The sequence below is a fragment of the Methylobacterium oryzihabitans genome (assembly GCF_004004555.2).
Classification (GTDB): domain Bacteria; phylum Pseudomonadota; class Alphaproteobacteria; order Rhizobiales; family Beijerinckiaceae; genus Methylobacterium; species Methylobacterium oryzihabitans.
In genome coordinates this window covers 13,520-26,909 of record NZ_SACP01000037.1, presented here as the reverse complement: position 1 = coordinate 26,909, position 13,390 = coordinate 13,520, and the positions used below count along the sequence as shown (strand labels likewise).

Below are 13,390 nucleotides of genomic sequence, written 5' to 3'. Positions count from 1 at the left end.
CAGCCCTGATGATTGGCCCAATTCAGGGCGCAGCCCCGACGATCGGCCCAAGTCGGGGCGCAGCCCTGATGATTGGCCCAATTCAGGGCGCAGCCCCGACGATCGGCCCAAGTCGGGGCGCAGCCCTGATGATTGGCCCAAGTCGGGGCGCAGCCCCGACGATTGGCCGAAGCCGGCGCGGCCCTGTCGGCTGCGCCGAAGTCAGGGCGCCGCCCTGACCACCCGCCAAAGGGCTCCTCGCCCCTTGGAATCCCCAGGGGTCACCCCCGCCAGGGGCCGAGCCGCTCGATGTCCCCGGCCCGGCGCTCCAGCCACCAGCCGGCCTGCTGCGGCCACGCCGCGTAGCCGCCCGTCCCCCGCAGCGCCCAGTTCGGGTCGGCCAGCGCCTCGCGCCCCACCGCCACGAGGTCGGCCCGGCCCTCGGCCACGATCGTCTCGGCCTGGGCCGGGTCGACGATCAGCCCCACCGCCATCGCGGCTATGCCGGTCTCGCGCTTCACCGCCTCGGCGAAGCCGACCTGGAAACCGTAATCGCGCCGCACCCGCGCCGCGGTCGCCGAGCCGGCGAGCCCGCCCGACGAGCAGTCGAGCACGTCGACCCCGATACCCTCCAGTTCCCGCGCGAAGGCCAGGGTGTCGTCGAGGGTCAGGCCGCCCTCGATCCCGTCCACCGCCGAGACCCGCACGAACAGCGGCTTGTCCGCCGGCCACGCCGCCCGCAGGGCCCGGGCGATCTCCAGCGGCAGCCGCATCCGCCCGGCCCGGTCGCCGCCATAGCCGTCGGTGCGGTGGTTGGTGAGCGGCGACAGGAACGAGTGCAGCAGGTAGCCGTGGGCGCAGTGCAGCTCGATGACGTCGAACCCCGACCGCTCGGCCCGGCCGGCGGCGGCCGCGAACGCCCCGGTCAGCGCCGCCATCGCGGCCGGCGTCAGCTCCGCCGGCACCAGCCAGCCCTCGTCCATCGCCACCGGGCTCGGGGCGACGATCTCCCACGGCGCGTCGCCGCGGGCGAGATCCTCGGGGCCGAGCGGACCGTTGCCGTACCACGGCCGCTGCATGCTGGCCTTGCGGCCGGCATGGCCGAGCTGCACCCCCGCCGCCGCGCCCTGCGCCTTGAGGAAGCGCGCGATCCGCGCCAGCGCCTCGCCGTGGGCCTCCGACCACAGGCCGAGATCGCCGTGGGTGATGCGCCCCTCCGGCACCACCGCGGTCGCCTCCAGGATGACGAGGCCGGCGCCGCCGAGCGCGAAGCGGCCGTAATGGACGAGGTGGTAGTCGCCGGCCACGCCGTCCTCGGCCGAGTACTGGCACATCGGCGGCACCACCACGCGGTTGCGCAGGGTGACGCCGCGAAGGTTCACGGGCTCGAACAGGCGTGCGGTCATGAGGCGTCCTACACGGTGGCGATCGGCGTCACCGGCGACCCGACGGCGCCGGGAAGCCGCAGGGGCGGGGCGGTGAGGAGGAAGCGGTGGCGGCCCCGCGCCCGCAGCCACTCGGCGAGCGGGGTGAGGTGCCACAACTCGCCGAGGTTGACCCCGAGCCGGAACAGGCAGTGCTCGTGCAGCGGCAGGGTGGCGCAGCAGCCGGCCTCCGGCAGGGCCGGGTGGACCTCGACGGCGTAGTTGTCGGCGATGAGGGCGGCGAGGCCGCAATCGGTGATCCAGTTCAGCAGCCTGCGGTCGCGCCCGTCGAGCCCGGCGCAGAGCCCGTGCACCACCGCCGGGTCGGGCGCCCGGTCCATGCCGAGCAGCCGCTCGGCAAAGCCGGTATGCAGGCACACCATGTCGCCGGGCTCGACCGCGACCCCGTCGGCGTCGAGGATGTGTTGCAGTGCGTCGTACCCGACCGCCGTGCGGGCGTCGCCGAGATGGGCGCGCAGGTCGATCATCACGCCGCGGCCCTGCATGCCGGCCTCGGCCAGCCGCTCGATGCCGAGGTGTCGTGCCCGCGACGGCGCCCCGGCCTCGTCCGGCCGCGACGGTCCGGTGACGTGCTCGCCGGCCCGGAAGCCGTTGTAGTACACCGGCTCGGGCCGCCCGTCGCCGTCGGCGTCGAACAGCGAGCCGACATGGGCGAGGCTGTCCCACTGGGTCGAGTATTGCAGGTGCAGCACCGCGAGGTCGTCGCTGACCACGTCGGTGGCGTCCGGCACCTCCTCGCAGACCGGGAAGTTGTAGCTCGGCCGACCGGTCGCCCGCACGGTCGGGCGGATCTGCGGCGGGTGCCGGCGCGGGTTCAGCACGTTGCCGCCGGGATAATCGAGCGGCAGGCTGAGGCAGAAGGTCAGGCCCTCGCGCACCTCGGCGACGCCCTGGCGCACCTTCTCGGGGGTGAGCAGGTTGAGCCGGCCGCGCTCGTCGTCGGCGCCGAAATCGCCCCAGGTCGCGCCCTCGGGCCGGCGGGTCCAGCGCGGCGTCATTTCTTCACCAGGGGGCAGCGGGAGGCCGAGAGCGGCTGGAACGCCTGCTCGCCGGGAATCGTCGCGACGCGCTTGTAGAGGTCCCACGGGCCGGTGGATTCCCCGGGCTTCTTGACCTCGAACAGATACATGTCGTGGACCATGCGGCCGTCCTCGCGGATGCGCCCGCCGCGGGCGAACACGTCGTCGACCGGCATCGCCCGCATCGCCGCCATCACGGCCCCCGTCTCGTCGGTGCCGGCCCTGGCCACCGCCTTGAGGTAGTGGGTGACGGTGGAGTAGACCCCGGCCTGGGACATGTTCGGCATCCGGCCGACCCGCTCGAAGAACCGCTTCGACCACGCCCGGGTCCCCTCGTCGAGGTCCCAGTAGAAGCCCTCGGTGAGCAGCATGCCCTGGGTCGCCTCGAGGCCGAGGCTGTGGACGTCGTTGATGTAGACGAGGAGCCCGGCGAGTTTCTGGCCGCCCTGGGCGAGGCCGAACTCCGCCGCCTGCTTGATCGCGTTGGTGGTGTCGCGCCCGGCATTGGCGAGCCCGACCACCTTGGCGCCGGAGCCCTGGGCCTGGAGCAGGTAGGACGAGAAGTCGGCGGTGTTGAGCGGTGCGCGCACCCCGCCGAGCACGGTGCCGCCGGTCGCCTTGACGACGGTGCTGGCGTCCCGCTCCAGGTCCTGCCCGAAGGCGTAGTCGGCGCTGATGAAGAACCACGAGGTGCCGCCGGCCTTGACGGTCGCCTGGGCGGTGGCGTTGGCCAGCGCGTAGGTGTCGTAGGCCCAGTGGATCGCGGTCGGCCCGCAGGCCTCGTTGGTGAGTCGCACCGCGCCGGGCCCGCTGAACGCGATGATCTTGTTCTTCGCCCGGGCGATGTCGGCGGCGGCGAGCGCGGTGGCCGAGGCGGCGACGTCGAGGATGGCGTCGACCCGCTCGGTGTCGAACCACGCCCTCGCGGTGGTGGCGGCGACGTCGGCCTTGTTCTGGTGGTCGGCGACCAGCACCTCGACCGGCGCCCCGAGCACCGTGCCGCCGACATCCTCCACCGCCATCCGGGCGGCGGCGGCGCTGCCCGGCCCGGTGACGTCGGCATAGACCCCCGACATGTCGAGCAGGAAGCCGAGGCGCACGGCGCCGTCGGAAATCCTACCGGAGACTTGGCCGGAGACGTGGCCAGAACCTTGGCCAGAACCTTGGCCGCCCGCCTGCGCGCAGGCGCCACCGTGCCACGCGGCCACCATCGCGGCCGCCAGGAGCGTCGTCCTCACCCGAGACATCCTTCGTCGGGGGCCTCTTGCCGGGCCCGGACCCATGCTCCGGCGCCGGGAGGGGGCTTGTCAAGGATGCGGAACGCCGTTTCGCGCCAGCCCCGCCATGCCCCGGCGGGGCCGCCCGCGACCAAGTTCCATTGGGCCGCGTTCCTTCCTTGACAGGCTTCCGCCTGTTTCCCTATATCGCGCCACCGTGACGGCGGGCCCGACGAGGCCCGGTCCGAGGCGGCGGAGTAGCTCAGCTGGTTAGAGCAGAGGAATCATAATCCTTGTGTCGGGGGTTCGAGTCCCTCCTCCGCTACCACTCGTTCAGCCCGCTCGGTCAATGGCTTAGCGGGCTTTTTGATGCCTAGTTCCTGGCCAATAGGTGTTGCGGTGGACTGCAACATGCCCGTTAATTTTTCAATGGGTTACAACCAGACGGCGGCGGCTCCGTGCAACACAGTTGCAACAAGGAACTGGAGTTTTACCGGGAACGAAAATGGTTGGTTGACCGACCCGACGTGCTGGAGCTCGACATCGGCCTGTCCGAGGCGAAGACGTTCCGGACCGGAGTCTTGCGCAAGTTGGCCCGGCGTGGCGTGCACGGCGTCAAGCTGGTGATCTCGGACGCCTACGGGGGCACCAAGGCCTTGGTCGCCATGGTGATGACCGCCTCCTGGCAGGGGTGCCGGGTCCACTTCATGAGGAGCGTCCTGGCCCATGCTGGCCGCTCGGGCCCTCGGCCTTGATGGCCACCGCCTTCGCGAACGAGGACACTGAGGCGGCCCATCAGTAGTGGCAGCGGATCGCTGACTAACTCCGGCCCGAGATCCCGAATCTCGCCGCTGCCGAGATCGACGTCCTGGACATGGGCTTCCCAGCTGCCCATCCCGCCAAGCTGCACTCGACCGATCTGTTGGAGCGCCGCAACGGCGAGATCAATCGCCGCACGAGATGATTGGCATCTTCCGCAGCGAGCTCCCCGATCCGTACGCTGGTCGGTGCGATCCTGCTGGAGCAGAACGATGAGTGGGCCGTGCAACGTTGCCGCTACATGATCCTGAAAAGCATCGCGCCAATCGGCGATGATCCCTTTGACAGCCTGCTAGGGTCATTACGCAATCAGCTTGCCCGTGCGAAGAACTGCTGAGGGTGGTGAGCCGACCTTGAGCTGCTGCCCAAAAGCCGACCATTCAGCCATGCACCCACCATGGCCATTGCCGCCCCGTGACGCTAGAGTTGAGACTCGATCAGCACCAGAATGCGATGATGGCGGCCAAGGCGAGGGCGGAGGCGAAGTTTCTGGCGAGCTTGTCGTAGCGAGTGGCGATGCGGCGGAAGTCCTTGAGGCGGCAGAACACCGCCTCGACCCGCCAGCGGTCGCGATAGCGCCGCTTGTCGAGGCGGATCTTGCGCTTGCGGGCGCGGGTGCCGGGAATGACGACACTGATGCCCTGCTGGCGCAGATCCTGGCGCAGCCAGTCGGCGTCGTAGCCCTTGTCGGCGATGAGGCGGCGCACGCGGCCGGGCGCTTGGTCCAGCACGGCGGGCGCGGTCTTCACGTCGCTGGCATTGCCGGGCGTGGGGTGGATGACGCCCGGGCGACCGATCACATCGGTGAGGACGTGGATCTTGGTGGTCGGCCCCGCCCGCGAAGGGCCGATCGCCTGCTTGCGGACCCCCCTTTTCCGCCGTGGGCGGCGCGCTGGGCTTTGACGTAGGTTGAGTCGAGGGCGGCCGCTTCGCCGGACCATCCAGCCTTGGCCAGGGCCTCCAGCATGCTGGTCCAGAAGCGGCGGCGCGACCACCTGTTGAAGCGGTTGTAGACGGTGGTGGACGGTCCGTAGTCGCTCGGGCAATCCTTCCAGCGGCAGCCGGACTTGATGACGTGCAGGATGCCCGACAGGATCGTGCGGTCATCCTTGCGACGAGCGCCGGGCTGGTTGGTGGGCATGAACGGCGCGATCGCCTGCCATTGCTCGTCCGACAGCCAGAACAGCTCTGCCATGGCCTCCTCCATCTGGGAGGCGCTCCAAATTACATTTCGATCATCTTTGCAAGGCGTTGAACGGGTTTAGACCCTAGGACTCGTCACCTGAGCTCGCAAATGATCACGGATGGTGTTGGGCGCTGCCAGGTCGATTGTGAGCAGCGTGAGACACGCCCCGTCGGGCTTAACGATGCCGTAATCTGCTAAACGCCCCGCTGGCATAGGAAGGCCGATGTGGTGCGGATAGATCAGTATCAGGTTGCAGCACTCGTAAACCTGCGCGTAGGCCATTAGCTGATAGATGTCGGCCTGCCCGACGCCGCGACGGGTATCCTCGGTCCTGTCCGTTAGGCGCTTCCATTTCGTGTCGAGAACAGTGGTCAGCCCGTCCTTCCAGCTGACGAGGATGTCGGGGCGCGTGGCGAAGACAGGGCTATTCTCCCGCGCGAGATCGACCAGGGCATGACGCCGCGGTCCTTGCAGTGAGACGCTGGCTCCCGACCCGGCGAGCGCGCGACGCAGAGTGCGCCCAACGAACTCCTCGAACAGCGTGTTCATTTCAAACAACAGCGCGAAGCCCCGCGCTTCGCCGGCCGACGTCGTCTGAAAGCGGTCACCGAGTAGGAGGCGTGCGAAGCCCAACACCTCGCGCCAGGGCGCGTTGGAGCGGTCGAGCACGATCTCGCTCGAGGGCAGGGCCGCGCGTGCCGGGAGCGCGACCTCGTCGTAAACGAAGAGGAGTTCCCTCAGGCGGCGGCGCGTTTCGGACGCGCGCGCCAAGGCAGCGAGGTGCACGAGGGTGGCTTTGAGAACGCGATTGAGGGCAATGTCGCCCTCCAGATCCTCGTACCGGCAGGCCAAAAGCTGCGGGCTCACGGCCAGCACGGTGCACTGGCGTGTGACGTCGAGCCGGCCCCGCAGGGCGCCGAGATCCCCCTCCCGGCGCAGGTAGGCGCGCGGGAGACCGCGCCGCAGGACCGCGGCGAGCTTGTCGCAGAATAGCTGGATCAAGATGTCGATCAAATCCCGCGACTGCCAGCCGAGATCTGTCGAGGGTCCGGCGGCGATCTCGAGATCGTACACGACCGCGAGCATGTGCACGAGGCTCGCCCGCGTGGTCGCGGCGTCGGCGTCGATCTTCGGCAGGATCTCGAGCGTGACACCGTCCGCGACGAGGATGCCGACAACCTGCTGGGCGCGGAGCCGCCGGCCGCCGTCGACGAGGACCCGCTCTCCATCCGAGCCGCCGAGACTTGTCCTCCGCGCCGCCGCGAGCAGGCGGTCGGCCTGGTCGCGAGTGACGCCGGTCTCGTCTGCCGATGCCGAGACGGGCAGGTACTCCCATTCCCTGAGCGTTCGGCGGATCATGCCAGCAACTGCAGATAGGCATCCTCGGCGAACGTCTCACGCACCGCGTAGGACCAGCGGTCGGGGCCGTGATCCTCCAGACCCCGCGGTGGCTTGAGCCGCGTGCGGTTCAGGAAGGCGCCCTGATCCCTAGTCTCGCCCTCGCCGAGAACGAGGCGGATGCGCTCCCAGTCCTCAAAGAAGTACTCGGCCAACAGGGGGATGACGCGGTTCCGCATCACAGCGTCGATGTCGGCGCGGGTGCGGCAAAGCATGAAGAAGGCGTGGCCGATCCGATGCTCGCGGTCGACGAGGTACTCGATCCGGGCGTTGAGCGCGCTCAGCACGGCAGTGAGGTCGATGCCCTCGACGTCCCTTTGCAGGCGTTCCGGCTGCGGCTCGAGCTCGCGGAAGGCGAAACGTCGCCGCAGAGCAGTGTCGAGCAGCGCGATCGAGCGGTCGGCCGTGTTCATCGTGCCGATCACGTGCAGGTTGTCCGGAACACCAAACGTATCGCCCGAATAGGGGAGAGTGACGGTCAGGGCATTGTCCTGACCCAACCTCTTGTCAGGCTCGAGCAGCGTGATCAGCTCACCGAAGACCTTGGACACGTTCGCCCGGTTGATCTCATCGATGATAAGCACGAACTGGTCGGCACGCGCGGGACTCGCGATCTGGGGCGGCCCGCCGATCAGACGTTGCAGGCCTTCCACCCGGATCCGATGCCGCGGGAGTTCATAGAGGGTCCGCATCGTGAAGTTGCCCTCCACGATGGTGTCGAGCGGCAGCGGCTCGTCGAGGACGAGCAACCACCGGACCTTCCGACGGTGGTTGTAGGTGCCGTCCTCGCCGAGCTCGAAGTAGTAATCGCCCGTGATTTGGGCGACGGCCCGGTAGGCGGTGTTGCCGTAGGGCACGATGACGATGTCGCCAACCTTCATGGCGTTCCGGAACGTCCAGGGCTGGCTGATGTGGCTTGGCGTCGTGTCGTCCGCGTAGTGCGTGCGCCATTCCTGCTTCACGGCCTCGATCTCGGCGAAGCGGGGATCGCTGAAATCGACGTCGCCCCCCCAGCCGAGCGCCACGTAGCCGCCCGCGACCGCCGCCTGGTAGACGTGCTCCTCGGCGTCCTTGGCGCCCAGGGCCATCTTCCAGAATTGCCGTCCGGCGAGGTCGATGACGGGGCCGCGCCGTTCCCCCGCCGCGGCCTTGCGCGCCTGCTCGGCAAGCGTCGCGATCTCGCGGAAGATTCCGGGCTTGGGCACCAGCCGGAAGCCGGCGGATGGCAGACCATCCTCGGTCTCGCCCGTGGTCGGGCGCAGGCCCTCGACGAAGTCCTCGTAGGCGTAGGACTGGTGGAAGGTCACGAACCGGATCTGTCCCGTTCGGACCAGTTCGTCGTAGCGACGGCGCACGGCGTCGGGCTCGGCGGTCGGACGCTCACCATCGCACAGCCGCACAGCTTCCTCGGCTGTTGTGTAGGTTTTCCCGGTTCCAGGTGGACCGTAGAGAATCAGGTTGTTGGCCGAATGCTCTACTTCGGCTGTCGCTTTCGTCACTTCGACCGCCTTATGTTGAAATTTGAGCCTGAAGGTGAAGGTCGTCGAGCTGCTGGGGTTTGGTTCGGTATGCGAAGGCGCCGGCACCCGGGCCAGCTGCTGGAACTTCCTGCCGCCCAACACCTGGCAGACGTTGGGCAGAGCATCCTTCAAGCCCATGGCCTTGGCGAGGTCCCCGGCGCGGATCTCGACCTGGGACGCATTTTTCTCGCGCTCTGGCTCGATGAAGTAGTGATAGGCGCATAATCTGATACGCTCGGCGTCGCGCAGGAGATGATCGACACCTTCCGGAGGCTGGAGCGGGTCGTTCTCGGCGTCCACGACGATGAACCCGGCATTATGCAGCCGTGCGGCGGCATCGGTCTTCTCGGACCAGCCGTCGGTCAATCCGGCACTCCCCAAGACACGGCACACGATCGCCATTGTCGGATACACGCGCCCATTGCGGTTGCGCGTAGAACGAACCCAGGTGGTGACAGCCGCGTCAAACCGGTCGGATAGTCGGACCCGTTCTTCGTTGTCGCCACCTTGATCCATTGCGTCCATCGCGGCCTCGACGCTCTTTCGATCGAGGATGCCGTCCTGCTCGGATTGCGCACTCCCGATCACGCTCAGGAGATTGCGAAAGTCCTGATCTTGGTTGATTTTCACGCAAAGACAGTCTTCCTGGGGGAAGGACCATGATCGATTCAGGGCAGAGTGCCGCCCTCCGTCCGTCTGTCCTTTTTCATAGGGTCGGGGCTCGCATGTCAGGCTGGTGCGCTCGAGGGCACCTTGCCATTTGGCAGCAACGAAGAAGTTTCGAGCCTGCCCCGAAAGCTCCCAGACGACGACGTTGTGTCGCCGAAATAGAAATCCAACCATGTATTTGGTCGCGCCGCCATTCGGAATAAGGTCGCTGTCACGGATGAGTTTGAGTATTTGCTGGCGCCTCCCGTTTGGCGCCTGCAGATCATTATCAGCAATTCGAGCTTCTATCTCCGACCATCCCTGCCCACTCTCCTGGTTCTGCATCAGCAAATCGCCTCCTTCACATAAGGGTGAATTATTTACCTATAAATGACCAAAAGTAACCAATAAATATTAGTATTTGATTTTAATTTGCCCGAATCAAGTATGATTTTTCGAGATCATGGTCAGACTGCCTAGTAGCGAACATCATCATATTTTGGGCGAATGGGTGCAGCTCATCAGCCTCTCGGTTCGCCGAATAGGACTCGGCCCAGCAGAACAGGTTCGCCAGCCGCATCTCCTCGATACTCCCCGCCACGAGATCGAGGAGCCCCGAGGAGGCGACCAGCACCGCCAGGCACCGTGCCCGGCTGATGGCGACGTTGAGGCGGTTACGGGAGAGCAGGAAGGCGGCGTCGCGCGGCATCTCCTCGGCGCCCGAGGTCGTCATCGAGACGATCACGACCTCGGCCTCCTGCCCCTGGAACTTGTCGACGGTGCCGACCCGAGCCCCTTCAGGAAGCGAGTCGCGCAGCAGATTGACCTGCAGGTTGTAGGGGGCGACGACCAGCACGTCGTCGAGAGTCACGGCGCGCCGCCGTCCGTGCCGATCCAAGACCTCCTGCCCGAGAAGGCTCTCCAGGATCTCGCGCGTCGTGTGCGCCTCCTCCTCCGACCTCTGCCGGCATCCGGCATGCGCGACCGCCTGGAAGGCGAGGCCGGCGGGCTTGAGCGCCGGGTGCGCGTCAGCGCCAAGGACGAGCCGCTGGCGCGCGCATCCCGCCTCGGCCTCCAGGCGCCCCTCGTAGATCGCCGCGCTGACGAAGGCGCAGAGCGTCGGGTGCATGCGCCAGGTCCGCGACAGGAAAATCCCGTGCGCCGCCGGCACCACGGCCTGCCCCTGCAGCAGATGGTCGAGCGCCGAGACGCCGCTGTCGCCCGGATGCGTGCCTTGGATGGGCTGGGCGAGCTGCATCTGGTCGCCGACGAGAACCACCGCCTGCGCCCCCGCCGCCATGGCGACGAGGTTGGCGAGCGAGACTTGACCGGCCTCGTCAACGAAGAGCACGTCGCGGCTTGCGCGCAGCTCGGGCCGGGCGAACACCCAGGCCGTGCCGCCGATGACCGCGATGCCAGGGTCGAGCGCCTCGTTCCTGGTCTCGCTGACCATGTAGCCGCGCCCCTCGAAGCGGTCTCCGCCCCCGTCCTTCTTCTGGCCGACGACCTTGAGTGGCGTACCCTGCTCGTGCAGCCGTGTCTCGACCGCGTGGAGGACGTTGTCGATCGCCTTGTGGCTGTTCGAGGCGATGCCGACTGTGCGGCCGGCCGCGACCAGCGCGGCGATGAGGTGCGAGATCGTGTAGGTCTTGCCGGCGCCCGGCGGTCCCTGGATGACGAGCCACGAGCGATCGAGGGCGCAGACGGCTCGGATCGCCGCCTGGAGCAACCGGCCGGGATCGGCCTGATCCTCGAGAGCGATCATCGGCGCGCCGGGCGCCCGGCCCGTGAGCCGCGGCGGATCCCGCCGGAGCAGCGCGCGGATGTGCGGGAACGCGGTTCCCCCACTGGCCAGGTCGGTGCCGACGTCGTGGATCGCGTCGCGCAGGACGGCGCTGTCGATGGGGCCGCCCGGCATCAGGCTGAGGGCGTCGGGCAGCGGGCCCTTCACCTTGCCGCGCTTGAGGGTGACTCGTCGCGCACCCTCGTCGAGAGCCATGATGGTGCCGGCCGGTTCGCCCGTGGCGGCCATGTAGACTGCGTCGCCGACGCGCAGCTTGGTCTCCTGCGCGGGGTAGTCGAAGCGGAAGGTGAGGCTGCCCTTCTCCTGCCCGATCCAGTCTTTTCCCGCGGCCGCGCAGGCGCCGAGGCACTCGTCGTCCTCGACGTGCTCGTCGGCATCGCGCTCCTGGCGATCGAAGAACGCCCACCAGCCGGGCTTCGCCTCGCGATCGTGAAAGCCGACGAGGTCGGCCGCGAGCTGCCGCGCCGCTGCGTCTGGATGCGCTGGATCCTCCGTCAGGCGCGCGACGAGGGCGGCCTGGCTCAGGATCCGGGCTTCGCGCGCCTGACGCGCCGACCGCTCCCTGTCGGTCTCGGGTGCGGACGGCACCGGCATCGGCGCTGCGGCCCGGGGACGGCCGGGGCCGGCCACGGCCTCGAGCCAGTCCCGCAGCAGCAGCGTCGAGAGACAATCGTCCCGGTTGTAGTCGCGGATCTCGTCGCGCAGGCCGGGATCGCGCGAGCGCTGGTAGAGGTCCCAGACCACGGTGCTGGCGCCGCCGGACGTCACCTGCGTCGTGCGGGCCGGCATGTAGAAGCGTTCGAGCTTCTTGATCGAGTAGCCCCGCTCGCCGATCCGGAGGCCCTCGCGCACGACCCGGTAGAGATCGACCATCCGCCCCTGGCGCAGGAGGTCGTCGACCTCGGCCTCCCGGATACCGTGCAGCGAGGCGAGGCGGCGCAGGGCGGTCTTCTCGTAGGGCGCGTAGTGGTAGAGATGGGCGTGGGGCGAGGCGGCGAGACGCCGGCTCAGGAAGTCCATGAGCGCCGCGAAGGCGACCCGCTCCTCGGCCCGGTCGTGAGCCCAGAAGGCGACGAACCGCAGGTCCGGGTGTCCGGGGATCGGATCACCCTCCCCGTCTCCCTGCCCGGCCCGCCACAGGACGCCGCACAGGTATTCCAGGCCGCCCGGATGCATCGGGTCGCCCTCGAAATCGAAGAACAAGTCGCCCGGGTCCGGCCGGGGCAGGCGGTCGAAGCCGAGGCCCGGGGCGGGCGTCAGGCGTTCGTAGCTCCCCTCGCCCGAGGCGGCACTCGCAATCTGGAGGCGGGCCTGCTGCGTCAGGCGGGCGAGCGTCTGGCCGCCGATGCCCGGCACGGAGGTGTCGAGCGCGGCCAGCATTGCCAGGGTCGAGACGCCCGCCGCCTTCAACCGTGCCGTCTGCCGTTTCGTCAGATCGGCCACGCGGCAGAGGTGATCCGCCTCGTCCCAGCGCACCTCGCAGTCCGGCAGCCAAGCGCAGGCGTCGCAATGGCCACAGGGATCGGGCGTCAGATCGCCCGGCAGCTCGGCGGCGAAGGCTTCGAGGCGCCCGGCCGCGCGCCGGACGTAGTAGCGCACCTCGTCGAGGGCGAACGGCAGGGCGCGATGGTCCGGGCCTTCCGTACCAGTCGCCAGCATCAGGACGCCCCGTTGCGCCGGGCGTCCCTGTGGACCCGCGAGGAGATCACCGTGGATCGCGAGCTGGAACAGGTGCTCGGGCCGCGCATGGCGGGCGAGCTTAGCGTCCCAGGGCTCGTAGGACCATGCCCAGCTCGGGCACGGCTCCTCGACCCGCACCAGGAAGCCGGCATGGCCGAGCCAGAGATCGGAGGCGAGCGTGCCGCGGTGGATGAGCGGCACCCCCCGGTCCATCGCGGCTCGGGTCGCCTCGGAGCGGGCGCGGTGAGGGCCGTGCGGGATCGTGACCGGCGGGCCGTGCTGGGCATGCAGGAACGCCGCGCAAGCCGCCTCGTGCGCCCGGCCCTTGCGGGCGATCAGGTCACCGTGCGGATCCTCGCAGCCGTCGAGAAAGGGCCGCTGCCCGCGCCGCGCCTCAATCGTCCAGGCGGCCGAGGCCGGGCAGCCGAGAAAGGCCGTGGCCAGGCTCGACGAGAGATGAATCGGGTCCTGGGCAGGATCGACGAGGGGCGGCTGGAACATCAGGGGATCGGCCTGGGCATGACGGCCCGTCATCTCCCCAGGCTGAAGCCCTCGCCCCGGCTCCGCAACCTGTCGCCGGGGATGCACAACTCTTCTGCCATGGAGTGTTGCCGGACGGCCTCACAGGACCGCGCGGGCGGCCTCCCTCGGTGACGCGAGCGAACGGCCATGGCC

At 68.6% G+C, this 13,390-nt stretch carries 6 protein-coding genes, 1 tRNA gene and 2 pseudogenes; 2 read left to right on the top strand and 7 right to left on the bottom strand.

Translation table 11 applies throughout. The annotated features are described in order from the left end of the window. Positions 1-260: 260 nt before the first annotated feature. From EOE48_RS25060 to EOE48_RS25050, 3 genes are read right to left on the bottom strand one after another with little or no spacing between them, the layout of a single operon-like run. The gene (locus tag EOE48_RS25060) at positions 261-1,385 is read right to left on the bottom strand and encodes an NADH:flavin oxidoreductase/NADH oxidase (protein ID WP_127733614.1); all 1,125 of its coding nucleotides are present in this window, start codon (positions 1,383-1,385) and stop codon (positions 261-263) included. A gap of 8 nt (positions 1,386-1,393) precedes the next feature. Beyond that, a complete protein-coding gene (locus EOE48_RS25055) occupies positions 1,394-2,422 on the bottom strand; it encodes a cyclase family protein (protein ID WP_127733613.1) in 1,029 nt (342 codons plus the stop codon). Continuing rightward, positions 2,419-3,690, bottom strand: a complete 1,272-nt coding sequence (locus tag EOE48_RS25050; RefSeq protein ID WP_425463689.1) for an ABC transporter substrate-binding protein — start codon at positions 3,688-3,690, stop codon at positions 2,419-2,421. The genes EOE48_RS25055 and EOE48_RS25050 overlap by 4 nt, the downstream gene beginning before the upstream one ends. A 221-nt stretch (positions 3,691-3,911) precedes the next feature. Here EOE48_RS25050 and EOE48_RS25045 point away from each other — a divergent pair. Next, a tRNA-Met gene (locus EOE48_RS25045) sits at positions 3,912-3,988 on the top strand. A 202-nt stretch (positions 3,989-4,190) separates the two neighbouring features. Beyond that, positions 4,191-4,816, top strand: a pseudogene (locus EOE48_RS30075) (transposase); the annotation flags it as partial. A 100-nt stretch (positions 4,817-4,916) separates the two neighbouring features. Here the strand turns inward: EOE48_RS30075 and EOE48_RS25035 are convergent. The 4 genes and pseudogenes from EOE48_RS25035 to EOE48_RS25020 form a co-directional block, all read right to left on the bottom strand. Beyond that, positions 4,917-5,620 (bottom strand): annotated as a pseudogene (locus tag EOE48_RS25035) (IS5 family transposase). A gap of 120 nt (positions 5,621-5,740) precedes the next feature. Continuing rightward, the gene (locus EOE48_RS25030) at positions 5,741-7,024 is read right to left on the bottom strand and encodes an McrC family protein (RefSeq protein ID WP_127733610.1); all 1,284 of its coding nucleotides are present in this window, start codon (positions 7,022-7,024) and stop codon (positions 5,741-5,743) included. Continuing rightward, positions 7,021-9,576, bottom strand: a complete 2,556-nt coding sequence (locus EOE48_RS30070) for an AAA family ATPase (RefSeq protein WP_127733609.1) — start codon at positions 9,574-9,576, stop codon at positions 7,021-7,023. Before EOE48_RS30070 ends, EOE48_RS25030 begins: the two co-directional genes overlap by 4 nt. 82 nt (positions 9,577-9,658) lie before the next feature. Next, a complete protein-coding gene (locus tag EOE48_RS25020; protein ID WP_187371539.1) occupies positions 9,659-13,216 on the bottom strand; it encodes a TM0106 family RecB-like putative nuclease in 3,558 nt (1,185 codons plus the stop codon). Between the last annotated feature and the right edge of the window lie 174 nt (positions 13,217-13,390).